Below are 22,926 nucleotides of genomic sequence, written 5' to 3' on the forward strand. Positions count from 1 at the left end.
CAAATGCGCGGCGGTCGCTGCTTACTGGGCGCCGGCGTCCGATGCCGCGATCGCCCGTCCGAGAGCATCCTGCAGGCGCTGGTCGGCCTGCGCTGCCGCTACCAGGTCGTTGGCGGCGTAGGCGGCTTCGCGGTCACGGAGCGCCTGCACGGCGTCCTGAAGCGCCTGCTGCAGCTCGGGGTTGTCAGCGGTCGGCGGCTGAGGCGTCGGCTGCTCCGGCGCATTCGGATCCGTCGGCGGAGCCTCGTTCTCGTCGACATTCTCGTCACCGGCCGGCGCACCCGAGTCGCCGCCGAACAGCGCGTCGAGGGCCTGGTCGAGGGTGTCCTCGAACGCGATCTCCGAACCGAAGGCAACGAGGATCTTCCGCAGCAGCGGGTAGCTGGTGTCACCGGTCGACTCGACGTACACCGGCTGCACGTACAGCAGGCCGCCACCGACTGGCAGCGTCAGCAGGTTTCCGCTGATGACGTCGGTCTGGCCCTGTCGCAGCAGGTTCAGCTGCTGGCCGACCACGTCGTCAGAGTCGAACTGGGCCTGCACCTGACCCGGTCCAGGCACGGTGTCCTGGCTCGGCAGCGTGAGCAGAGTGAGCTTGCCGTAGTCCGGTCCCGGATCCGCGTTCGCGGTCAGATAGCCGGTGAGCACGTTCCTGGCCTGCTCCCCCGCATCCGGGATGTAGGTGGAGTAGATCGTGAACGCCGGAGCATCGCTGCCTGGCACCTGCATGGTGAGGTAGTACGGCGGCTGCAGGGTCGGCGCCTGCGGGTCCGAGATCGGGTCGTTCGGCGTGATCCACGCGTCGTCACCCGAGTAGAAGGTGTCGCTGTTGGTGACGTGGTAGGTGCCGAGCACGGCGCGCTGCATCTTGAAGAGGTCCGCCGGGTAGCGCACGTGCGACAGAAGTTCGTCGCTCATGTTCTCCATCGGCTCGAGCGTGTTCGGGAAGATCTTCTGCCAGGTCTGCAGGATCGGGTCCTCGGTGTCCCACGCGTAGAGCGTCACCGAACCGTCGTAGGCGTCGACCGTGGCCTTCACCGAGTTCCGGATGTAGTTCACGTCATCGATCGGGAAAACCGGCTGCGGCGTGTAAGTGTCCGCGATCGACTCGCTGAGCGACCGGATGTCCGAGTACGGGTACTGGTCGCTGGTCGTGTAGCCGTCGACGATCCAGACGATCCTGCCGTCGACGATCGCCGGGTACGGGTCGTTGTCGAGGTCCAGATATGGGGCGACCTTCTGCACGCGCGTCTTGGGGTCGCGGTCATAGAGGATCTGCGATTCGTCGTTCACCGCGGAGGACAGGAACACCTGCTCCGACTGGAACTTGATGGCGTATACCAGCTTGTTCAGGATGCCGCCGAGCTGCGGACCGCCGTCACCCTCGAACGTGTTGGTGGCGTTCTGGGTGCCGTTCTCGCCGCCCGACGGGAAGTCAAGCTCGAGCGGTGTCGCGCCATCCGGCGCCCCCACGATCGAGTAGGTAGGCGAGTGCTCGCCGAAGTAGATGCGCTCTTCGAAGTCGCCCAGCTCACCGACACTCGGGATGCCCGACTCGAGGAACACCGGCAGGCCGTTGCCCGCGCGTTGGTTGCCGTAGGCCGCGACGACTCCGAAGCCGTGGGTGTAGACGATCGTGTCGTTGTACCAGCCGCGCGAGCTCTGGCCGCTCTGGTCGAGCTCGCGGAGGGCGATCACGGTGTCCTGGGTCTGCCCGTCGATCGTGTAGCGGTCGACGTCGAGGTGCTCGGAGAACTGGTAGAACTGCCGCACCTGCTCGAACTGGCGGAACGTGTCGGAGATCAGCGCGGGGTCGATGATGCGAATGTTGGCGGTCGTCGCCGCATCCTCGCGCAGGGCGCCCGGCGTGGCATCCGTCTCGGCTGGATAGTGGATCTCTTCGACGTTGTCGACACCGTACGCGGCGCGGGTCGCTTCGATGTTGCGCTGCAGGTACTCGGCCTCGAGGGAACGCGCGCTCGGCTCGACCTGGAAGCGCTGGATGATCGTCGGGTAGGCGGTGCCGATCAGGATGCCGCTGACGATCAGCAGTGCAGTGCCGACGATCGGCAGGCGCCAGCGTCCGATGACCGCGGTGACGATGAAGAGCACGGCTACCAGGGCGGCGATGCCGGCGAGGATCGCCCGGCCGGGAATGACAGCGTTGACGTCAGCGTAGGACGCACCGGTCATCAGGTCGGTGGAGGTGCTGGTGACAAGAGTCTGGTACTGGTCAAGCCAGATGCTGAGCGCCTGCAGCGCGAGGTAGATCGCGCCCAGGACGGCGAGCTGGATGCGCGCGGTGCGGGAAATGCGCACCTCGCGGCCGTTGAAGCTGATCGCCCCGTAGAGGTAGCTGGTGGCCAGCGCCGCGATGACGCTGATCAGCACCACTGCGGAGGCGAACGCGAGCACCGCGCTGTAGAACGGCAGCTCGAACAGGTAGAAGGAGACGTCGAGGCCGAACTGCGGATCGGTCGTCCCGGTGGGCGTGCGGTTGAGCCACAGCAGCGCCAGTTCCCAGCGCGACGAGGTGGAGACGCCGGCGAAGATGCCGAGCACGATCGGGATGCCGTACATCGCAAGCCGGCGCAGCGGCTCGATCACCTGCTGGTAGCGGTCGAGCTGGGAGTTCAGCTTCGCGTAGATGGGCCGCCAGCGGTAGGCGATCTCGATGCTCGCCCAGACCGGCACGGCCATGGCGAGGAACCCGATGACGAACATGACACCGGCTGCGATCCACTGGGTGGTCAGCACGTTGAGGAAGCCCAGCTGCTGGAACCACAGCCAGTCGGCGTAGATGCCCGCGAAGATGAAGAACGCGATCACCAGCGCTGCGATGATGACGATGGACACCACCAGGGGTGTTCTCGACCGGCGGGCAGACGGGCGCCTGGCTTGCGTTGCTGTCAATGCATCTCCTGGGTGAAGGGGGTACAGCTATCGTACCCGCCGGGAGCGAGCGCGATTCAGCCTCTGGGCTACGAACAGCTGGGAAGTGCGGCGGTGTCTCCGGATGCGATTGCCTCCAGGGCGGCGACGGAATCCTTGAGCGTGTCCACCGCGACGACGGTCAGCCCGTCCGGAATGTTCCCTACGACCTCGTCGCAGTTCTCCACCGGTGCCAGGAACCAGTTCGCCCCGGCCTGCTGGGCGCCGTGCATCTTCTGACGAATGCCGCCGATCTGCCCGACGTCACCATCCGCATCGATCGTTCCTGTGCCGGCGATCTCCTCGCCGCCGGTCAGCTCGCCAGGGGTGAGCTTGTCGATGATCCCCAGGGCGAACATCTGTCCGCCGCTCGGACCGCCGACGTTCTCGAGCTGGATGTCGACATCGAACGGGAAGTCGTACTCGATGGAGAGGAAGACCCCGATGACCGGTGTCTTCTCGTCATCCGGGCTCGCCTCGGGAGTGACGGTGACCTCTTTGGTCTCCACGTCGCGCACGATGGTCAGCTCCAGCGGGTTGCCGCTGCCGACGTCGGCGATGACCTCGCGCAGCGCATCGACATCGCGCACCGGTTCACCGTCGACCAGGATGATCTGGTCGCCGTTCTCGAGGATGCCCTCGGATGGCGAGTCGTCAGAGAAGCCGGCCACGACAATGCGGGACGGCAATTCGTGGCCCAGGTAGGTGAGCGCTGCGGCGACGGCGTTCTTCTGCGAGTTCTCCATCTGGATGCGGCCGCTCTCGTTGGAATCCTCGACCGAGAATCCGGGCGGATAGACCTCATTGACCGGCTTCACTGCGCGACTGGGGTCGAACCAGGAGGTGACCACCTCGAACCAGTTGGGCAGCGCATCCGGGCTCCCATGCGTGCGCACCGTCAACAGGCTGAGCGAACCGTCGGTCGGGTAGGTCTGCTGTTCCGGGATCTCGATCATCGACGTCTCTTCGCCGCCGATGCTGACGTCGCCGAGCGTGTCGTAGACCGGCCCCGGCTGCTCGATCACGTACGGGGCGGGAACCAGGCCGAGCAGGAAGGTGCCGAACACTGCGGCTCCGATCAGCCACGAGCCGATCCGACCGCTTCGTCGGCTGCGCCCGGGGACGTAACCGTCGTCGGCGAAGAGGGCCACAGGTTTCCTTTCACGCGGATGTTCGCCACGGGCGCACAACTGGACGTCAAGCCTAGGTCAAATCTCAGACGCGTCCGCGGACCGGGGACTAGCGTAGTTTTCATGCCTGAGATACCGGATCAGAATCCGGAAGACGAGTTCCGTGACCTCCTCCGCCAGTTCTTGAGCGGCGGTTCGGAGATCGACCCGCGCGAGCTGGCGCGCGCCGCCGGATTGGGCGACGACCCTGCGGTGGTGCAGCAGCTGCTGAGCCAGTTCCAGAGCGCACTCGACTTGAGCGGCGACGGCATCAACTGGTCGCTCTCGCTAGAGCAGGGCAAGGCCGTCGCCGAACGCGGCCGCCAGCCGTCGCTGCCGGATGAGCGGGACCGCCTGCTGCAGGCCTTCCACATCGCCGCGCTATGGCTCGACGAAGCGACCTCGATCTCCGAGCTCTCCGTCACCCCGAAGCTGCTGAGCCGCACCGAATGGGTCGTGGCGACCATGCCGGTCTGGACCCAGCTCGCCGAACCGGTCGCGAACAGCATCGCGGATGCGCTCACCGAGGTGCTGCAGGAGCAGGCGCCAGAGGACATGGGCGAGATGATCGCCGGGGCGAGCAAGATGTTCCGCAGCGTCGGCGGCACCCTGTTCGCGATGCAGCTCGGCCAGGTCGTCGGGCAGCTCTCGACCGAGGCCGTGTCCGGAGGCGACATCGGCATCCCGCTGCTCGGCGGAACCGACACGTCGGAGCAGGCGGCGATCCTCCCGCAGAACGCGAAGGCGTTCGGGGAAGGGCTCGATGTCGAGCCCGAGGAGGTTTCCATCTACCTCGCGGTGCGCGAACTCGCCCACGCGCGGCTGTTCCGGCACGCGCGCTGGCTGCGGCTTCAGGTGCTGACGTCGATCACCGAGATCGTCCGCGGCAACCGGATCAACCAGGACATGATGGAGCGCATCGCCGAGAACTTCGACCCGACCAGCCCGGAAGCGCTTCAGGACGCGGTGCGCAGCGGCGAACTGCTGGAGCCGCGCAGCGAGTCGCAGCTGGCCGCGGCGGCACGGCTGGAGACCACGCTCGCCCTCGTCGAGGGCTGGGTCGACGTCGTCACTGCAACCGCGACCAGCCGCCTGCCGAAGTCCGGCGCGATCGCGGAGATGGTGCGCCGGCGGCGCGCATCCGGTGGCCCCGCCGAGTCAGCGTTCTCGACCCTCATCGGGCTGGAACTGCGGCCGCGGCGGCTGCGGGAGGCGGCCGCGATGTGGCAGCAGCTCACCGACGCGGTCGGCGAGGAGAAGCGTGACGAATTGTGGTCGCACCCTGACCTGATTCCCACCGCGGAAGACATCGACGACCCCGCCGCACTGATCGCGCGCATCACGGGCCCCGCCCCAGAGCCCGACGATGTCGATCAGGCGATCGCCGACCTGCTCGGCGACGACAACCCGGACCGTCCGAAGGAGTAGCCCTCATCGAGTCGGGACGTATGCCCGCTAACTAGCGCGCAAAGCGGGCGAAACTCCCGACCCGAAGAGCACGCCGGAGCATCCGGATGCGCGGAGCATCGAGTCGGGAGTAGATGCCCAAATATGGTCACCCATAAGGGCAACTATTCCCGACCCGACGAGTGTGTGGATGGATTCGGATGGGCGACGCGGCGCGCGGGGATCATGGCCGCATGACATTACGACTGGATCCCCGCTTCCCCCTCGTCTGGCGCAGCCCCGACAGCGCCCAGCTCGGCATCGACCGGCCGGTGGTCACGTTCGAGCATGTGCCGCTCGCCGAGGAGCGCATGCTCTACTCGCTCACGCTCGGCGCCACCCGCGGTGGCATCAGCGTCGTCGCCGCTGAAGCCGGGTACACCGAACTGCGAATTGAGCGGTTCCTCAGCGCCGTCCAACCGGCGCTGCTGCCCAAGCCACAACCGTCCGTCACGCGGTCGATCACCGTGCTCGGAACCGGCCCGACCGCCAATGCCATCGCTACGCTGATCGCCGAGTCCGGGCATCGCCCCCGAGTGGCCGGCAGCGATGTCGGCCTCGCCGCGCGCAAGGCCGACGCCGCCATCGCGCTCGCTCACTTCGTGCTCGAGCCGGAGCTCCACGGGCTGTGGCTCCGGCGCGATATCCCGCACCTGCCGGTCGTCTTCGGCGACACCAGCGTGCGCGTCGGCCCGCTGATCGAACCCGGCTTAGGTCCGTGCCTGCACTGCCTCGAGCGTCACCGCGCTGATGCCGATCCCGCCTGGCCTGCGATCGCCTCCCAGCTGCTCGGCCAACGCGGCCTCGCCGAAACGGCGATGCTGGCGGCCGAAGCCGCGAGCACCGCGGCCCGGCTGGTGCTGAACCGCTTCGCCGCGGGCCGACCCGGCACCGCCACCTCGGTGACCATCGACGCCGCCACCGGCGAGCGTCACTATCAGGCCTGGTCCAGGCATCCGGACTGCGGATGCGCCGGTGTGGACGCGATCAGCGCAACTCGGCGAGGAACCGGGACGGCTGCCGCTCGCGGCGCCGTTCCCCGCGCGCCCAGGAGAGGTGCAGCCGCCTCCGTGCCCGCGTGATGCCGACGTAGAGCAGCCGGCGCTCCTCGTCGATCGCATCCTCGGTGGACGCATAGCTGATCGGCACGAGCCCCTCGGTGAGCCCGGCAATGTAGACCGTGTCCCACTCGAGGCCCTTGGCCGAGTGCAGTGTCGCGAGGGTCACCGCCTCCCGGGTCGGCTCGTGCTGCCCGGCCGCCCGCTCGAACAGCTCGTCCGCGAACGCGCGCAGGCTGGTGCCCTTCGGCTTGCCATCGGCGAGGGTCATGAGCGCGTTCAGCGCCTCCCAGCGGTCGCGCACGGCTCGCGCCTCGGGCGGCACCTGCGTCCAGCCGAGCGAGCGCAGCACATCGCTGACCGTCTTGAACAGCGGCTCAGGGCTGCCCGCCACGGCCGAGGCGCGCAGCATCATGAGCGCCTGCTTGATCTCCGGCAGGTCGAAGAATCGCGCGCCACCGCGCAAGTGGTAGCTGATGCCGGCGTCGTCGAGCGCCGTTCCGATCATGGAGGCCTGCACGTTGATGCGGTACAGCACCGCGATGTCCTGCGCCCGCTCGCCCGCATCCAACTGCTGCCGGATGCTCGCGGCGATCGCCCGCGCTTCCGCGGCATCCGACTGGAACGACTCGACAGTCGGCTCCACCGCGCCGGCCGGGTCGGCGACGCTGTGCAGCTCGAGCGAACCGGGACGGCCGTGCATCAGCCGGTTGGCGGTGGCGACGATCGCGGTGCTCGACCGGTAGTTGCGCTCGAGACGCACCACGGTGGCATCCGGATGCTTGCGCTGGAAGCCGAGCAAGAACGACGGGCTTGCGCCCGCGAACGAGTAGATCGTCTGGCTGGCGTCGCCGACCACGCACAGGTCGCGGCGGTCACCGAGCCAGAGGTCAAGCAGCTTCTGCTGCAGCGGCGAGACGTCCTGGTACTCGTCGACGACGAAGAACCGGTACTGCTCGCGCACCTGCTGCGCCACGCGCGGCTCCGAGTCGATCATCCCGGCACAGGCCAGCAGCACGTCTTCGAAATCGAGCTGACGGCGGTCGTCCTTGATGCGCTCGTAGGTGCGCTGCAGCTCGACCGCGCCGTCCGGGCCGACGGATGGCGGCAGCGCCCTGCCGCGCGCGGCCTCCGCGTACTGGTCGAGGGTCAGACCGCTGACCTTGCGCCACTCGATCTCCGCGGCGAGGTCGCGCAGCGCCGCGGTGTCGACCTTCAGCTTCAGCGTCTCCGCCGCCTGACCGAGCAGGCGAGCCTTGCCCTCCAGGATGCGCGGCATGGTGCCGCCCACGACATCCGGCCAGAAGAAGTTGAGCTGGGCAAGCGCCGCCGAGTGGAACGTGCGTGTCGACACTTCGCCCGCGCCCAGGTGCCGGAGCCTGCCGCGCAACTCGGCTGCGGCGCGGTTGGTGAAGGTCAGCGCCATCACCCGCTTGGGCGAGTACACGCCGGTCGAAACTCCGTGCGCGATGCGGTGGGTGATCGCGCGGGTCTTGCCGGTGCCCGCTCCGGCCAGCAGCACGACCGGCCCGAGCAGGGCCTCGGCCGCGGCCCGCTGATCGTCGTCGAGACCGGTGAGCGCGGCGCTCACCGGTCGTCCCCGAGCGGCTCGCCGAGCCAGTGCTCGATGATCGAGCGGGCGATCGAGGTGCGGCCGGGCAGGATGATGTCGCGCGCGTCCCGCAGCTGGTCCCGCGTGAACCAGCGCAGGTCGAGGATTTCGATGCCGTCCGCCGTTGTCTCCCAGTCCTGGTTCGGGTCGGCGAGTGCCTGGAAGCCGATCATCAGCGACTGCGGAAACGGCCACGGCTGCGATCCCAAGTAGACAGGATCGATGACGCGCACGCCAGACTCCTCGAACACCTCGCGGGCGACCGCTGCCTCAAGCGACTCGCCCGGTTCGACGTAGCCCGCGAGCAGGGAGTACCGGTTCACCTCCCAGAGCGCGTTCGAGCCGAGCAGCAGGCGGTTGTCGGCATCCGTCACCGCAACGATCACCGCCGGATCGGTGCGCGGGAAGATTTCGATCGTGTCGTCTGCGCTGCGCAGCACCCAGCCCGCCTGCTCGGGCGTGAGCGGCTGTCCGGTCAGCGGCGAAAAGCGGTGGCTGCTGTGCCAGTGCGCCATGGCGACGGCCTCGACCAGCAGCCCGGCGTCGCGATGGTCGAGCTCCGCGCCGACCGCGCGCAAGCTGCCCCAGCGCTCGTCCGGGGCGAAGTCGGCGGCGATCTCGTCGGCGAGGACTGCCGCCACGAGCGGTGTGCCGGATGGGTCGCCATCCCTCTCGGCGATCGAGCGGCCCAGGTAGACCAGCACCGCGGCATCCGGGATCTCGGCGGGAGGCAAGAGCTGCAGCCTCGGCCCATCCTTGGCGATCAGACCGCGTGCGCGCGAGATGGCGAGAACCCTGGTGCGCTCATCCGCCATGAGCTGGCCGAGCAGCTCCGGGTTGCTCCGAGACGGGTTGTCACGATCGATGTCGCCGCGCGCGAGCGGGAGGTTCGTCAGACGCGGCGTCGGTGGGAGCAATTCGGTGTGACCCATCGTGTGAAAGCTGGTAACTGCGTGGCGTTGGGCCGCGGCCAGCGGGCTACGACCTACCCTGAAGTGACTATGGCCAGATCACATCTCACTCTAGCCGCGCTCGCGACGGCGGCGGTGCCCGGCCTTGAGGTCTCTGGTGCCCGCGCGGTCGGTTCTGGAGTGCACGGTGACTACGAGTCGGCGCTCATCTCGGGTGCCGACGGCCGGTACTGGATGATCCGGTTGCCCACGTCGGAACGGGCCGAAGCGGAGCAATCCGCCGACCTCGTGGCGTTGCGTGCGCTGAGCGCCGGGGTTCGCGGGCGGCTGCCTTTCGATGTGACGACCTACGCCGGCCAGACGCCGATCAGCGGCACCCGGGCCGTGGTCTACGAGTTCGTGCGGGGCCGCAAGATCGGGCTCGGCGACATTCCGGCCGGTGAGGGCCTCGCCGAATCGATCGGACGCGCGATCGCAGCCATCCATGCGCTCCCCACAAGCTTTGTGGCGGATGCCGGACTTCCCGTGCTGACCCCGGCCGACGCGCTGCGCACCGTGACGACGATCATGGACCGCGCCTCGGCAACCGGGCTGGTGCCGGCGGCGCTCCTCTCCCGCTGGGAGACCGCAACGGAGGACAGCGCGCTCTGGCAGTACGCCCCGGCGGTGGTCAACGGCGCGCTCACCGCCGATTCCTTCTTGGTTGAGGGGTCGACGGTCACGGGGCTCCTCGGCTGGCAGGCGCTCAGCGTCGGCGATCCGGCCCGCGACCTGTTCTGGCTGCTCGGCTCACCGCATCCGGGAGTCGCCGACAGCGCGATCGACGCCTACCAGCTGGCGCGCGGCACTCGCGACCGCCAACTCGGGATGCGCGCGATGCTCTACGCCGAGCTCGAGCTCGCGAAGTGGCTGTTGCACGGCACCCAGGTGCGCAGCACCGAGATCGTCGACGACGCCGTCGGGATGCTGCACAACCTCCTCGACCGGGTGCAGGGCGACATGAGCCAGAAACTCACGCACGAGACCATGCCGGTGCTGGCGGTCGACGAGGTGGAGCGGCTGCTGGACAGCCGGCAGGCGTAGCGCCCGCCAATCAGCGGGGCTGAATTGTCAGCGACCCGGCGCTGAAGCGCAGCGCCAGACGACCCGACCTGGCCAGCACCGCGGCGATGACGATCGCGGCGATGGTGGGGACGAGTCCGCCCACGAGCGTGGCCGCGCGCACACCCCACTCGCTCGCGATCCACCCCGTGACAGGACCGCCTATGGCCTGCCCACCGAGAAGCACCATCGCGTAGAGAGACGTGACACGGCCGCGGATGGCGCGGTTCGACGACAACTGGACCACCGACTCCGCGGTGGTGGCGAACAAGAGCCTGCAGACGCCGATGCCGACCAGGAAGAACACGAAGAAGAGCTGCGTCGGTGAGATCGCCGCACCGACGAGCATGATGCCGAACACGCCCGCGGCGAGCATGATCATCCGGAGCCGGTAGCCGGTGCGCCGGGTGGAGAGCAGCGCCCCGACGAATGCGCCGAGGGCCGCGGCCGAGCTGAACAGCCCGTACCCGGGCGCGCCGGAATCGAACACGTCGTCCGCGAACGCGACGAGAAGCACTGGGAGGTTCATGCCGAACGTCGCCACGAACGCGAGCATCAGAATCGGCCAGATGATGGTCGGCTTGCGCTTCGCGTAGCGAATCGCTTCACGGATCTGACCCTTTGCCCTCTTCGCAACCACGGTCGGCAGCAGTTCAGAGCCGCGCATGCTCAGCAGGGTGATCACGACCACCGCCGCGGCAAGCACGTTGACGCCGATCGACCAGCCGGCGCCGACCAGGGCAATCAGCACACCGCTGATCGCCGGGCCGAGCATCCCGCCGAGGTGGAAGATCGACGCGTTGACGCTGATCGCGTTGCCGAGCCGCTGGTTGCCGACCATCTCGGTGACGAACACGGCCCTGGCCGGCCCTTCAACCACCGCGAGCAGGCCGAGCACGAGCGTGATCGCAAACACGTGCACGACCGTGACGACCTCGAGGAGCGTCAGCGCCGCGAGGACGCCGCTCGCGACAGCCGTGCTGGACTGGGTGATCACGAGCAGCCGCCGCTTCGGAAAGCGGTCGGCGATGAGCCCGCCCAGCGGGCCGAAGAGCAGGGTCGGTCCGAACTGCAGGGCGACGACGAGACCGACGAGCAGCACGCTGCCGGTGAGTTCGAAGACGAGCCAGTCGATGGCGATTCGCATCGCCCAGCCGGATGTCGTCGAGATGGCGTGGGCCGTCACGTAGAGCCGGTAGTTGTGGATGCGCAGCGAACTGAACGTGTCCCGCCATTGCGGGCGCTGGGTCAGCACAGGGATCGGCGCGGTCGCGGCCTCGTCGAGGTCGTGATCCGGTGCCATCACCCCACCGTATGCTGGCCGCGATCATTGATCATCGTTATCGTGGTTATAAGTCGCATTGTGTTTCGTAATGAGGGGGGATGCGCGTGTTCGATCCCGTGCTGCTTAAGACGTTCATCTCCGTTGCGGAGACCCTCAGCTTCACCAACGCCGGCGCCCTGCTCGGCCTGAGTCAGCCCACGGTGAGCCAGCACATCCGGAAGCTGGAGAAGGCCGCAGGCCGGCACCTGATCACGCGGGACACCCGCGACGTCCGGCTCACCGATAACGGCGACGCGCTGCTCGGGTTCGCGCGCACCATCCTCGCCGCGCACGACGATGCCGCGAGTTACTTCACCGGCTCGGCGATGCGCGGGCGGCTCCGGTTCGGCTCGGCCGACGACCTCGCGCTCACCCAACTCCCCCAGGTGCTGCGCGAGTTCCGGCAGCTCTACCCGCACATCAACCTGGAGCTCACGGTGAGCCAGAGCTCAGCACTCATGCGCCGGCTGCAGGCCGGCCAGCTGGACCTGGTCTTCGTCAAGCAGGAACCGGGCAGCCCGGTCGGCCGGCTGGTGAGGCGAGACCGGATGGTGTGGGTCATGCATCCGAGCGTGACAATCGACCCGGATGCGCCGCTGCCGCTCATCGTGTACCAGTCGCCCAGTCTCAGCAGGCAGCTGTCCATTCAGGCGCTCGAGGACAACGGCCGCACCTGGCACATCACCTGCAACGTCAAGGAAGTCAACGGCGCGCTCGCTGCCACCAGGGCCGGCATCGGCATCGCGGTGTTTCCGCAGTCGCTCATCCCGTCGGACCTGGTCCAGGTGCCGAGCGGCGCGGACCTGCCGCAGCTGGGTGATATCGACTTCGCGCTGGTGGCGGGCCCGAAGGCGGCCACCGACGCGGTGGAGGCGCTGACCGCGGCGATCATGCGCGCTGGCGCCTAGGGGACGCCCTGTTGTGCAGGACATTCCTCGTTGTGCGAGACATCCGGCCATGTCGCAGGGCGTTTGTTGGGGCCTGGGCTCAGATTGGGTAGAAAGTCCTGCATAACGAGGGAGGATCTCGACAGGCTCGATCACCGGGTCAGCGAGGCGGCTGGGTGGTGCGCCGCCAGAGGGCGCGCAGCTCTTCCTCGTCGAAAAGGCGGTCCGGTTCGAGGATCAGGTCATCGGCCACGTAGTAGAACACCGCATCCACCAGCGACGGGTCGATGCCCTTCCAGCGGGCGAACGCCAGCCGGTACAGGGCGAGCTGCAGTTGCCGCAGCTCCAACTCCTCGGCCGACTTCGGAGCCTTCCCGGTCTTCCAGTCGACAACCCGGAACCGCCCGTCCTGCTCATAGACCGCGTCGATCTTGCAGATGACGATCCGGTCCTCGAACGGAAGGTGCAGCTCGCGCTCGACCTCCACCGGCTTCAGGCTCGCAAAGGGCGACCGCTCGAAAATCTCCTGCAGGCGCGCCAGCTGCTCCTGCTCGACGCCGACGTCATCCGGGTCCAGTCCGAAGTCGAGCGAGTCGATGAGTTCGCTGGCCGCCCCCAGGCCGGAGCGCTCCTCCACCCACGAGTGGAAAAGGGTTCCCAGCCTGGTCGCGCGGTACGGCCGGGCGGGCATCGGTCGGCGAAGTTCCTCGGCGACGGATGCCGGGTCCGTCACGTAGTCCTTGAACCGCGACGCGGAGATGCGGACCGGCAGCTCGGTGAGCCCACCCGTCTGCTCCAGCCGGCGTCGCTCCTCGAGCAGCAGGTCCAGGTACGACTCCCACTGGCCGGCGGCGCCCGGCCGTGCCGCGCGCACCAGGTCGGCGGCACGCTCGATCGTCGGTCGCCGGCCGCCGAGCGGGTCCAGCGGCCACACCATCAGGTTGATTTCGTCGCCGAGCGGGTTCTCGTCGTTCTCCGGCGCGTCGGGCAACTGCCCGATTGTCCCGCGCTCGGCGAGTTCGCACAGGAACCGGCTCGGCTCGCACTTCTTCGAGCCGGTCGACCAGAACGAACCGGTCAGCAGCAACGTGTGCCGCGCGCGGGTGACAGCAACGTACGCGAGCCGGCGCTCCTCGAGGCCGCTGTGCTCCCGAACATCGGCGTTGAACGCCTTGCACGCGTCGCTGATCTCCTTGCGGGTCGTCGCGGTGCGCCAGTCGAGGATCGGCAGCTCCGCCGCGTCACCCCGGAACTCATACGGAAGGTTTCCGAACGCGAGCCAGCCGTTGTAGCCATCCTTGGACCGGGAGGGAAGGTCGCCCTCGACCAGTCGCGGCACGACCACGTGGTCCCACTCGAGTCCCTTCGCACCGTGGATGGTGAGCAGCTGCACCGTTCCCGGCTCGGGCTCCTCTGGCCGAGGCGACAGGCCGTCACGCCACTCCGCCTCGCGAAGCCAGGCCAGGAAACCGGTGAGCCCGGCCACCTCGCTCACCGAAAGGTAGTCGTGCAGCGCGCCCAGGAACGCTTCCATGTTGGCGTTACCGAGCGGGCGGGTCTCGTTGGCGGTCGTCTCGATGTCGAGCATGAGTTCCTGCTCGACGAGCGTGACGAAGTCGACCAGGTCGAGGGTCGACCGCGAGCGCAACGCGGCCAGCGTTCGGCCGGCGTCGCGCAGCCGCTCCAACCCGGCCGCACTGAAGGCGGCGAGCTGGCTGTGCCCCTCAGTTGCGGTCGCGACGAAGTCGAGCGCGTCGACGATGGACCCGCCCTCCCCCTCGGCGACGGATGCGCGCAGCTTCTGGTTGGTCTCGTCGTCGTACGGCTGCTGCGCGAGGTCACGCGCGCGCAACCAGGACGCCACCCGACTGAGCGTGTGCAGGTCCTTCACCCCGATGCGCCAGCGCGGGCCGGCCAGCAGGCGGACCAGCTCGGATCCCGCGCTGGGGTCGCTGATGACCGTCAGTGCGCTCACCAGGTCGGCGATCTCCGGCTCGGCCACCAGTCCCCCGATGCCCAGCACGTGGAACGGGACACCGCGTCTGCGCAGCGCCTCGATGAAGAACCGCTGGGTCGCGCGCGCCCGGAACAGCATCGCCGCCGTGGGTGGCTTCGCGCCGTCCGACGTCGCGAGTTGGTCCTTCAACCACAGGGCCGCCGCGTCGGCTTCCTGCCTGACGTCCTCGACGAACAGCGACTCGATCGGAAAGTCCGTTGCCACCGGGCTCGGCGTCAGAGGCTCGACCCGCACCCGGGTGGCCGCCACGAGCGATTCGACCAGCGTGTTCGCCGCGGAGAGGATGCGGTGCCCGTTGCGCCAGCTCGTGCTGAGCGCGAACTGGCCGAAACTATCGCCGGTGAACTGCTCACCGAACGACTCGAGGTTCGCGGCGCTGGCACCGCGCCATCCGTAGATCGACTGGTTGGGGTCGCCGACCGCCATCACGGCGTGCCCGGCGAACAGTTCGGACAGCAGCCAGGTCTGCACCGTGCTCGTGTCCTGGTACTCGTCGAGCAGCACGACCTTGAAGCGCCCGCGCAGTTCGTCGCGCACCTTCGGCACCCGGCGGACGATCTCCAGCGCGAGCGCCACCTGGTCGGAGTACTGCACGAAGCCGCGCTCGAGCTTCACCTCTGCGAACCGCTTCGCCAGGTCGAGTAGGACGGGCAGCGCGCCGACATTGCGGATGAACTTCACCGCATCCTTGTAGTCGAAGCGTGTCCCGTTGGGCAGTTCCTCGAGGGCGGCGAACCGCTCGGCGAACGCGCGAACCTCGTCGGGGTCGGCGATGTTCTCGCTCAGCGCGCTGCTGAGGGCGAGCACCGCCTTGGTCACAGGGTCGACGTTGCGCTCGAGATCAGGCAGGCGCTCGTCGTCACTGCCCAGCACCACCGACCGGGCGAGCTGCCACGCCGACGCCTCACCGAGCACCGCGCTGTCCGCTTCCCGGCCGATCAGCACCGCGTGGTCGCTGTAGATCGAGTTCGCGAATGCGTTGTAGGTGGCGACCACCGGCGGGTCGAGCGGGTCGAAGCTGTGCGGGACGAGACCCTTGTCGGCGAGTTGCCCGATGCGGGTGCGGATGCGCGCGGCCAGTTCCCCCGCTGCCTTGCGCGTGAAGGTGAGGCCGAGCACCTCCCCCGCCTGCACCTTGCCGTTTGCCAGCAGCCAGAGCACACGATTGGACATCGTCTCGGTCTTGCCGCTGCCTGCCCCCGCGATCACCAGCGCAGGCTCGAGCGGTGACTCGATGATGGCGCGCTGCTGGGCGGTCGGGCGCGGCTGGCCGAGCGCGTCGGCGATCTGGTCGGCGGAGAGCGCCACCGGATGCTGGCCGTCGGCCACGATGGTCACGTCAATATCAGTCACTGGTCACCGCCCTGACCCGGTGCAGCCGCTGGGCCGGCGAGCTTCGGTACTCGTCGAGCTCCACCAGACCCTCGAACTCGGCTGCCGTCATGCCTATCGCGGCCAGCCGGATCCGCTCCCGGAAGCCCTCCAGCTGCTCCTCGGTGAGCGGCGCCTGAATGCCCTCCCGATACGACTTGCCGCCCTTGCCGTCCTTCACGTACAGCAGCTTCGCGCCGCCGCTGGTGTGCGCACCGAACCCGGCCAGCGCGTCGTCCAATTGCCCGGACAGGTAGGCCAGCTGGTATGCGCCGAGCTGCGGATGCGCGTCGATCTTGGTCTGGGACGTCTCCGGGCTGCCGGTCTTGAGGTCGACGATCACGACACTCCCATCCGACGCCCGCTCGACCCGGTCGATGGTCCCGCTGACCAGCGCCCGGTCGATGTGCAGGGTGAAGCTCTTTTCGGCACCGACGAGCTGCTTGCCGTCGCGGTCGAAGTCGCCGAGGTATTCGGCGACGGCAGCGGCGAGCTCGCGCGCCAGGCGCTTCTGCCGCTGGGCGAGCCACGGCGCCTCGAATAGCAGCTCGTTCCAGCGACTCTCGATCGCCGACCACACCGATTCAGTGGTCGAGTCGGCGGTGGTCTCCATCGCCCAGTGCACGATCGTTCCCATCGCCATCGCGGTGCTCGGCTCCGAGCCGGAGATGGAGTCGATGAACCAGTCCAGCGGAGACTGCTCAAACGCCTCCAAGCGGGACGGCGACACTCGGACGTATTCGTCGTCGGCGAACAGCGCTTCGGTCGTGGACGGCTCGAGCAGGCCCTGCCACTGATCCGGATGCGCGCCGGGCACACCCTCTGCCGCGAGTCGCGCGAGCGCGGATGCTGCCTCGGCCTGTCCCCGCGGGTCGAGCCTCGAGGTGAGCTCGCGGCGAAGCCTGCCGGTCATGCCACGCAGCGTGAGCGGCGGCATAGCCCGGATGTCCGCGAGCGCCGCGTCGCTGGGCGCGAGGGAGAGGAACACGCTCGCCGACTCGTCCTCGTTCGCCACGGCCGAGAGCACGACCCTGTTGCGGGCGCGGGAGACGGCGAGCGCAAACATCCGCAACTCGTCATCGAGCACGGCCCGACGCTCGTCGATGGTCACGCCGTCGAGCCCGGTGAGCGCGCGAAGGAATTCCTGTTGGTGCAGCAGCGAGCCTCGGATGCGCAGGTTCGGCCATCCGCCATCCTGCAGCTCGGTGACCACGACGATGTCGAATTCGAGGCCGACAGCGCCCGAGGGGGTCGTGACCAGCACCGAATCGGCGGCCGCCTGCGGGGACAGGGTGTCTTCTGGCACCTCGGCGTCGAGCACACCGTCGAGGAAGGTGGACGGGCCGAGCTCCGGATGCCGCTCGACAAACCGGCGCGCGGCGGTGAACAAGGCGAGAAGCCCGTCGAGGTTCCGGTTCGCCTCGGCTGCGATGACCCCGGCCCCGAGCGCCTGGGCACGCCAGCCGTCGGCGAGGCCGCTGCGTTCCCAGACATGCCAGAGCAGCTCTTCGATCGACGCGCCCTCCGCGGCCTGAGTGCGAACGTCGTCGAGGGTTTTCGCCATCCGCTCCGCCCGGCGCGCGATGCGGTGGTCGATGGTCGCGAATCGTCCGGGTGCCGACAGCGCCTCGATGAGCAGTTCGTCGCTCGAGCGGCGACCGTCACCGGCGAGTTCCTCCGCCCGCAGCGCCAAGCGAAGCCGGCGGAGCGTGATCCGATCCAGGCCGCCGAACGGGCCGAGCAGCAGGTCGGATGCCGCCTGGGCGTCGAGCGGCGACCTGCCGATGCCGATGTCGACGACCGTGATCAGGCTGCGAGCGGTCGGGTCGTCGCGCAGCGGGGTGCCGCCGACCGCGGTGCGGGTGGGCACGCTCGCGAGCGCGAGAGCCCGCGCCAGGCCGGGGACGGCGGCTCCGGATCGGGTGATGACGGCCATGCCGCTCCACGGCGTGCCGTGCAGGAGGTGCTGCTCCCGGAGGATGCGGGCGATGGTCGCCTGTTCCCGCCCGGAGGTCGGCGCCTCGAGTTTCACGACCGGTTCGGGCGAGTCCGCCCCGGCCGCCTGGGCCTTGCGCTGCGCGAAGCTGCCTGCACTGCCGATGCGCTCGGTGATGGCGCTCGTGAAGGATCGGAGGGCACCACCCTGGCGATGCACCATGGACAGAGTGAGCGTGCTGAACTCGTCCACAGCGAGCAGCGGCTGCAGTCGGGCGAGAACGGTCGGGTCGCTGCCGCGGAACGCGCTGGTCGCGACATCCGGGTCTCCGAACGCGATGATGGCGATGTTGCGCGCGGCGAGCGCGGCCAGCAGGTTGATCGTCGAGCGGGTCGCCTCCTGCAGGTCGTCGACCAGCACCAGCCGCAGCCCGGATGCGAGCTCCCCCGGGTCGTCTGCCGCGAGGATCGCGCTCGCGGCGCTCGCGAGTTCGGCCGAGTCGAGCTGGTCTGGGCGCGCGCCGCCCATCACCTGGGCGTACTCGTGCATGAACTCGGCGACCGCAGCCCACTCCGGCCGCTCGAGCGCCGCCGCCATCGCGCGCAGTCGGCTCGGCGGCACGCCGTACTCGGTCGCGCGCATCATGAACTCGCGCAGCTCGGTGCGGAAGGCCCTCAGACGCCGCACCGGCGGGCCGAGGAGCTCGGGCCAATCGGGGCCGGTGCCGTCTTCCAGGTGGCCGTCGAGCAGAGTGGCGATGTCGCTGTCCTGGTCGCCACCGGTCAGCAGCCGGGGCGGCTCGAGCCCGGCCGCGCGGCGAGAGCTCGCTACGATGTCGTACGCCAGCGAGTTGACGGTGCGTGCGAGCGGACCGCGGGTCGGCACAGCGAGTCGTACTCCGAGGCGGTCGCGCAGGGCGGTCGCGGCCGTGCGGTTCGAGGCGAGCGCGAGCACCTGCGACGGGTCCCAGCCGCGGTTCAGCACGCGGTCGGCCACCACTTCGACGAGCGTCGTGGTCTTGCCGCTGCCCGGCGCCCCGAGGATCGCGGCGGATGCGGCATCCGGCAGCCCGACCACGGCCCGTTGGCTGTCATCCAACTCCGGCACGACGGGTCGGGAAACCGAGCGCACGAAGCCAGTGACCGTCATGCAGGCAACGGTAACGGACACCGGCGACACGACCGGTTCAGCCGACAACGAACGGCGAGCCGGGCGGATGCGAATCTGTCGTACTCTGGGCGAGTGGAGATTCGCATTGGCATCATCAACAGCGCCCGAGAGTTGAACTTCGAGTCGAACCAGCCCGCGGCCGAGATCGAATCGATCGTGCGGACCGCGCTCGACACCGACGCCAAGTACTTCAAGCTGGCCGATGACAGGGGGCGCGAGTTCCTGATCCCGGTGGCCGGACTGGCCTACGTCGAGGTCGGTTCCGAGGCGTCACGTCGCGTCGGATTCGTCGCCTGACATGGAACTCCTGTTCGTCATGGTGATCGGGGCGTCGATCGGCGGCATCCTGCGTTACCTGCTGCCCGGACGTGACACGTACGGCATCCTGCTGCTCCCGGCGATCGGCTCGGCCGTCTCCGGCGCGGTCTGGGCGGCGCTCACCTGGGTCGGGCTGACCTTCGACGGCGGCTGGATCTGGGTGGCGAGCCTCGCGGCCGGCACCATCGCCTCTGTGCTCGTCGCGCTCTGGCTTCCGAAGGCGCGCGAGCGGGGCGACGCTGCCCTCTACGAGCGCCTCAGCCGCCCGTAACGCTTCCCCCGCCGCGTGGGCTCGCGCGGGTGCACCTTCCACGCGCGCGTCAAATTCGACCAGCGCGTGGGTGGTCGACCCGCGCGTGGATTTCCGGATGCACCGGACGAACCCGCGCGAGGCGCTCAGGCCGTGAGGCCGAGGTCATCCATCCGGCGAGTGTGATCGGCGATGAGTTCGGTGAACACCGGCTCGAGGCGCTCGTCGGTCGCCGGGGTGTTCTCCGGCAGAGCGAGGGCGGAGCGCGCGATGAGCAGCGTGTCACCCACGAGCCTGCGGCCCCACAGCGCCAGCCGCGACGCGAGCTTCGGATCGGTGTCGATGGCGGCCGACAGTTCGGTGGCGAGCAGCTCCTGGTCCTCCTGCCCGCCAAGGATGGTGCGCATCCGCTGCGGGTAGTCGCCGTGCAGTCCCTCGGCGAGCCGCACGAAGCAGTCGTCGAGTATGCCCGCCGAGACATATGCGGTCATGAGCATCTCGTACCAGTCGCTGCCCAGGGTGCGGTTGTGGAAGTGGTCGACGGATGTGGCGTACGGCTCCATCGCTTCGCCCGCATCGACGCCGAGTCGCTCCAGTTCGACGACGATCGCCTGCTGACGCTGCAGGATCAGCGATGTCGCCCGGCTCACCGCCTCTTTGGCCTTGGTCGTCGGCGCTGAAGCGACCGCCTTGCCGAGGGTTTGGAATACCGAGAGCTGGATATATGCCGCGTGAGCGAGGTAGCGCTCGAGCGGTGGCGTCAGTTCGCTGATGTCAACCCGGTTGACCGGAAGATCGCTGTGGCGACGGGGCCGAAGTCGCGACGTCGGTTTGCGCCTGCCAAGCCACGGGAATCGTTTCGCCACTCGCCACAGCCTACCGGCAGTGTGCAGAGTAGACTGTCCTCCGGCCCCAATTAGGACGGGGCCATTGTGCCCCACGAGAAAACGGGCGCAACTTTCGACCCAGACGGGGCATATAACTTGACATTCTCAGCACTCGGCGTTGACCAGGACATGGTTGACGCCCTTGCCGCACGCGGCATCACCGAACCCTTCCCCATCCAGACGCAGACCATTCCCATGGGTCTCGGCGGTCAGGACATCATCGGGCAGGCCAAGACCGGCACCGGCAAGACCCTCGGGTTCGGCCTGCCGCTCCTGCAGGAGCTCGGCCCCGACCCGGAGCCCGGCGTGCAGGCGCTCGTCGTGGTCCCGACGCGCGAACTGTGCGTACAGGTCGCCGAAGACCTGGTCACCGCCGCATCGAATCGGCCCACCAAGGTCGTCGCGATCTACGGCGGCAAGGCCTACGAGGGCCAGATCGAGCAGCTCAAGGACGGCGCACAGGTCGTCGTCGGCACGCCGGGTCGCCTGCTCGACCTCGCCAGCCAGCGCATGCTGAGCCTGAAGAACGTCAAGGTGATGGTGCTCGACGAGGCCGACAAGATGCTCGACCTTGGCTTCCTCGGCGACATCGAGAAGCTGTTCGCGCAGACCGACCCGACCCGCCACACCATGCTGTTCTCGGCAACCATGCCCGGCCCGATCGTCGCGCTCGCGCGTCGTTTCATGAACCGGCCCATTCACATCCGTCACACCGATCCGGATGAGGGACTCACACAGGCGAACATCCGCCACATCGTCTACCGCGCGCACTCGCTGGACAAGGACGAGGTGATCGGCCGCATTCTGCAGGCCGAGGGACGCGGCAAGACCGTCGTCTTCACGCGCACCAAGCGCGCCGCCGCGAAGCTGGTCGAGGAACTCAACGACCGCGGCTTCAACGCTGCGGCGGTGCACGGCGACCTCAACCAGGAGCAGCGCGAACGGGCGATGGCCGCCTTCAAGGCCGGCAAGAAGGACATCCTGATCGCAACGGATGTCGCGGCGCGCGGCATCGACGTCGACGACGTCACGCACGTGATCAACCACACGGTTCCGGATGACCCGGACACCTACCTGCACCGTGCCGGCCGCACTGGACGCGCGGGCAAGACCGGCATCGCCGTCACCTTCGTCGACTGGGACGACCTGCACAAGTGGTCGCTCATCAACCGCGGCCTGGACATGGGCATGCCGGAGCCGGTGGAGACCTATTCGTCGTCTCCGCACCTGTTCGAGGACCTGAACATCCCTGCCGGCTCGAAGGGCCGCCTCAAGCACACGCCGCCGGCGCGGCGCGAGGAGGGTGAGCGCCAGCCTCGCGAGCACGCGGAGGGCGGCGAGCGCCCGGCACGGTCGCGTCAGCGCAACCGCACCCGCGGCGGACGCCCGGCCGAGCAGCAGCCCGCCGCCAAGGAGCCGGGTGCCGGCACGCATGACGGCACGACGCCAGCGCGTCGCCGTCAGCGCCGCCGCCGCCCGTCCGGCGACAAGTCCACTCCGCCGGCCGCGTAGGCGGCCGCGTCAACCGCGCCAGTTCCGGACGGGCGCGCGGTTCCGGACAGACGCGCGTGTTCCGCGCCAGCGCTGCACCTCCGGACGTACGCACCCGGTGCGCCGGGCGCGGATGTCCGGTACAGGCGCGGATTGCCGGTCAGGCGAACGGGGCCGACCCGGTGCCCTCGGCGATGATCCGCTCCAGCACCTCCGGCTCTGTGGTGTTCTCCGCGAGCCGGTTCGGCTTGCCGTCGCCGTGGTAGTCGCTTGACCCGGTCACCGCGAGCCCGAACTTCTCGGCGAACCGCGCGAGCTTCCGCTTGCCGGAATCGGTGTTCTCCCGGTGGTGCAGCTCGAGCCCGAACAGTCCCGCGTCGACCAGCTCAGCGAGGCTGCGTTCGTCAAGGACCGACAGCGCGCCCCGCGTCCCCGGATGCGCGAGCACCGGCACCCCGCCTGCCGCGCGCACCATCCGCACCGCCTCGAGCGGGTCCGGCGCGTAGTGCGGCACCGAGTAGCCATGCCGGGGGTGCAGGATGCCCTCGAACGCGGCACTGCGATCCAGCGCGTGCCCGCGCGCGACCAGCGCGTCGGCGATGTGCGGGCGTCCCACCGTCGCCCCGTCCGTGGTCTGGGCGACGACATCTGCCCACTCGATCGCGAAGTCGGCGGCCAGCCGGGAGACGATCGTTTCGGCGCGCTTCAGCCGCGACTCCCGGATGCGCAGCGTCTCCTCCCGCAGGTCGACGTCCTCCGGATCGATGAGGTAGCCGAGCAGGTGAATGCTCATCCACTCACGCCGGGTGCTGAACTCCATCCCGGGGATCACGGTCAGCCCGGTGCCGGATGCCGCAGCGGCCGCTTCCTCCCACCCGGCGGTCGAATCGTGGTCGGTGATGGCGACCACGCCCAGCCCGGCGTCGATCGCGGCTCGCACCAACTCGGCAGGCGTCTCAGTGCCGTCTGAGACGTTGCTGTGAGTATGCAGATCGATCGGTTGCCGCATTCAGCAACTCTACGTCGCCGTACCGGTACTCTCATGAG

16 protein-coding genes are annotated in these 22,926 nt (G+C 68.7%); 7 read left to right on the forward strand and 9 right to left on the reverse strand.

The genetic code is table 11. The features are described 5' to 3' along the window. Positions 1-21 precede the first annotated feature (21 nt). Complete coding sequence (locus IRG63_RS00830; RefSeq protein WP_193508910.1) at positions 22-2,913, reverse strand: UPF0182 family protein; 2,892 nt, start codon at positions 2,911-2,913, stop codon at positions 22-24. A 68-nt stretch (positions 2,914-2,981) separates the two neighbouring features. Then, the gene (locus tag IRG63_RS00835; protein WP_168627975.1) at positions 2,982-4,082 is read right to left on the reverse strand and encodes a PDZ domain-containing protein; all 1,101 of its coding nucleotides are present in this window, start codon (positions 4,080-4,082) and stop codon (positions 2,982-2,984) included. A 102-nt stretch (positions 4,083-4,184) separates the two neighbouring features. On the opposite strand from IRG63_RS00835, the gene IRG63_RS00840 reads away from it, so the two are divergent. After that, positions 4,185-5,528: a zinc-dependent metalloprotease gene (locus IRG63_RS00840; RefSeq protein ID WP_168627976.1), complete on the forward strand. Its 1,344-nt coding sequence runs from the start codon at positions 4,185-4,187 to the stop codon at positions 5,526-5,528. A 212-nt stretch (positions 5,529-5,740) separates the two neighbouring features. Beyond that, entirely contained in the window at positions 5,741-6,628 is an 888-nt protein-coding gene (locus IRG63_RS00845; RefSeq protein WP_168627977.1) for a TOMM precursor leader peptide-binding protein, read from the forward strand. Here IRG63_RS00845 and IRG63_RS00850 read toward each other — a convergent pair. Both IRG63_RS00850 and nudC read right to left on the reverse strand, forming a co-directional pair. Beyond that, a complete protein-coding gene (locus IRG63_RS00850; RefSeq protein ID WP_168627978.1) occupies positions 6,534-8,195 on the reverse strand; it encodes an ATP-dependent helicase in 1,662 nt (553 codons plus the stop codon). The genes IRG63_RS00845 and IRG63_RS00850 overlap by 95 nt on opposite strands. Then, positions 8,192-9,148, reverse strand: coding sequence for an NAD(+) diphosphatase (gene nudC, locus IRG63_RS00855; protein ID WP_193508912.1), 957 nt, complete (start codon positions 9,146-9,148; stop codon positions 8,192-8,194). The genes IRG63_RS00850 and nudC overlap by 4 nt, the downstream gene beginning before the upstream one ends. A 69-nt stretch (positions 9,149-9,217) precedes the next feature. On the opposite strand from nudC, the gene IRG63_RS00860 reads away from it, so the two are divergent. Next, positions 9,218-10,210 carry a phosphotransferase gene (locus IRG63_RS00860; RefSeq protein ID WP_168627980.1) on the forward strand — a complete coding sequence of 331 codons (993 nt, stop codon included), beginning with the start codon at positions 9,218-9,220 and terminating at the stop codon, positions 10,208-10,210. A gap of 10 nt (positions 10,211-10,220) precedes the next feature. On the opposite strand, the gene IRG63_RS00865 is transcribed toward IRG63_RS00860, so the two are convergent. Continuing rightward, on the reverse strand, positions 10,221-11,531 hold the full coding sequence (locus IRG63_RS00865; RefSeq protein WP_193508913.1) for an MFS transporter: 1,311 nt from the start codon (positions 11,529-11,531) through the stop codon (positions 10,221-10,223). A gap of 86 nt (positions 11,532-11,617) precedes the next feature. Between IRG63_RS00865 and IRG63_RS00870 the strand changes: the two genes are divergently transcribed. Further along, complete coding sequence (locus IRG63_RS00870) at positions 11,618-12,460, forward strand: LysR substrate-binding domain-containing protein (RefSeq protein WP_193509534.1); 843 nt, start codon at positions 11,618-11,620, stop codon at positions 12,458-12,460. Between the two features lie 139 nt (positions 12,461-12,599). On the opposite strand, the gene IRG63_RS00875 is transcribed toward IRG63_RS00870, so the two are convergent. Together IRG63_RS00875 and IRG63_RS00880 are read right to left on the reverse strand one after the other, a co-directional pair. Further along, a complete protein-coding gene (locus IRG63_RS00875) occupies positions 12,600-15,809 on the reverse strand; it encodes an ATP-dependent helicase (RefSeq protein WP_370566145.1) in 3,210 nt (1,069 codons plus the stop codon). Beyond that, positions 15,802-18,912 (reverse strand): ATP-dependent DNA helicase, encoded by a 3,111-nt coding sequence (locus IRG63_RS00880; protein ID WP_193508914.1) that lies wholly within the window; start codon positions 18,910-18,912, stop codon positions 15,802-15,804. Before IRG63_RS00880 ends, IRG63_RS00875 begins: the two co-directional genes overlap by 8 nt. A gap of 93 nt (positions 18,913-19,005) precedes the next feature. Here IRG63_RS00880 and IRG63_RS00885 point away from each other — a divergent pair, with 93 nt between their 5' ends. After that, a complete protein-coding gene (locus IRG63_RS00885; RefSeq protein ID WP_168627984.1) occupies positions 19,006-19,230 on the forward strand; it encodes a DUF3107 domain-containing protein in 225 nt (74 codons plus the stop codon). 1 nt (position 19,231) lies between these two features. Next, the gene (locus IRG63_RS00890) at positions 19,232-19,522 is read left to right on the forward strand and encodes a hypothetical protein (protein WP_168627985.1); all 291 of its coding nucleotides are present in this window, start codon (positions 19,232-19,234) and stop codon (positions 19,520-19,522) included. 125 nt (positions 19,523-19,647) lie between these two features. On the opposite strand, the gene IRG63_RS00895 is transcribed toward IRG63_RS00890, so the two are convergent. Continuing rightward, positions 19,648-20,367 carry a ferritin-like fold-containing protein gene (locus IRG63_RS00895; RefSeq protein ID WP_193508915.1) on the reverse strand — a complete coding sequence of 240 codons (720 nt, stop codon included), beginning with the start codon at positions 20,365-20,367 and terminating at the stop codon, positions 19,648-19,650. A 117-nt stretch (positions 20,368-20,484) separates the two neighbouring features. Between IRG63_RS00895 and IRG63_RS00900 the strand changes: the two genes are divergently transcribed. Next, positions 20,485-21,900, forward strand: coding sequence for a DEAD/DEAH box helicase (locus IRG63_RS00900; RefSeq protein ID WP_168627987.1), 1,416 nt, complete (start codon positions 20,485-20,487; stop codon positions 21,898-21,900). Positions 21,901-22,039: 139 nt separating this feature from the next. Here the strand turns inward: IRG63_RS00900 and IRG63_RS00905 are convergent, their stop codons facing one another. Then, positions 22,040-22,888: a PHP domain-containing protein gene (locus IRG63_RS00905; RefSeq protein ID WP_193508916.1), complete on the reverse strand. Its 849-nt coding sequence runs from the start codon at positions 22,886-22,888 to the stop codon at positions 22,040-22,042. Between the last annotated feature and the right edge of the window lie 38 nt (positions 22,889-22,926).

The organism is Cryobacterium sp. BB736, from assembly GCF_014980265.1.
In the GTDB taxonomy this organism is placed as follows: Bacteria; Actinomycetota; Actinomycetes; order Actinomycetales; family Microbacteriaceae; genus Terrimesophilobacter.

Bases quoted from the DNA above. Each gene is read 5' to 3' on its own strand.
- IRG63_RS00890 (WP_168627985.1), top strand. From the start codon at position 19,232: ATGGAACTCCTGTTCGTCATGGTGATCGGGGCGTCGATCGGCGGCATC.
- IRG63_RS00840 (WP_168627976.1), top strand. From the start codon at position 4,185: ATGCCTGAGATACCGGATCAGAATCCGGAAGACGAGTTCCGTGACCTC.
- IRG63_RS00845 (WP_168627977.1), top strand. From the start codon at position 5,741: ATGACATTACGACTGGATCCCCGCTTCCCCCTCGTCTGGCGCAGCCCC.
- IRG63_RS00865 (WP_193508913.1), bottom strand. From the start codon at position 11,531: ATGGCACCGGATCACGACCTCGACGAGGCCGCGACCGCGCCGATCCCT.
- IRG63_RS00880 (WP_193508914.1), bottom strand. From the start codon at position 18,912: ATGACGGTCACTGGCTTCGTGCGCTCGGTTTCCCGACCCGTCGTGCCG.
- IRG63_RS00905 (WP_193508916.1), bottom strand. From the start codon at position 22,888: ATGCGGCAACCGATCGATCTGCATACTCACAGCAACGTCTCAGACGGC.
- nudC (WP_193508912.1), bottom strand. From the start codon at position 9,148: ATGGGTCACACCGAATTGCTCCCACCGACGCCGCGTCTGACGAACCTC.
- IRG63_RS00860 (WP_168627980.1), top strand. From the start codon at position 9,218: ATGGCCAGATCACATCTCACTCTAGCCGCGCTCGCGACGGCGGCGGTG.